Origin of the sequence: Mesorhizobium sp. M0340, assembly GCF_040321535.1 — a bacterium.
Lineage (GTDB): Bacteria > Pseudomonadota > Alphaproteobacteria > Rhizobiales > Rhizobiaceae > Mesorhizobium.
Genome location: NZ_JAMYRR010000078.1, coordinates 1 through 748 on the forward strand (window position 1 = coordinate 1; position 748 = coordinate 748).

General features: G+C 64.0%; 1 protein-coding gene. It reads right to left on the reverse strand.

Going from position 1 to position 748, the window contains the following annotated elements:
• A partial coding sequence (locus NKI79_RS33130; RefSeq protein WP_352807504.1) for an ABC transporter ATP-binding protein occupies window positions 1–601 on the reverse strand: 601 nt, incomplete at its 3' end.
• Between the last annotated feature and the right edge of the window lie 147 nt (window positions 602–748).

Sequence of the window (748 nt, forward strand, 5' to 3'; positions counted from 1 at the left end):
ACGCAAACGGACCCATCGAATGGATCTGCGGATTGCCCGGAGGTACATGACAATGTCGACGTGACGCCGTTTGTGGTTGACCATCCCCATATAAGAGTTTCGGCCGCGACATCAGACCGCGGCCGATCGCCGTCATCTGCTGCTCGCCGCCGGAGGTGAGGCCGGACCGGGTTCGGCGCTTCTCGGTGAGCCTGGGGAAAAGCGCATAGACGCGGTCGAGGTCGGCCTTGACGCCGGTGCGGGAAGACGAACGCCCGAGCGCGCCGGTCAGAAGGTTCTCCTCGACCGTCAGCGAGCGGAAGCAGTGTCGGCCCTCGAGGACCTGGACCAGACCCTTGCGGACGAGGTGAGAGGGGCTTGCCCTGGAGACATCCTCGCCGTCGAAAGTGATCCGGCCAGCGGTAACAGTACCGCGCTCGGCCGGGAGGAGATTGGATACGGCGCGTAGCAGGGTCGTCTTGCCGGCGCCGTTGGAGCCGAGCAGTGCGACGATCTCGCCTTTGCCGACCGACAGGTCGACACCGTGCAGGGCGGCGATGGCGCCGTTGTAGACGGCCTCCACGCGACTGACCGACAGGATCGGATTTTCCGGGCTGGACATCGATGACTCCGCAATAGGCAGGAAATCGGGCGGGGGCGCCCGGCGGGCGGCGGCAGCGGTGGGGTAGATAGGTGGGGACGAGTAGCTAGGGAGTTAAGGCGGGGGGGGGGATGTTGCGATGATGAGTGGATAAATTAAAAAAAAAAA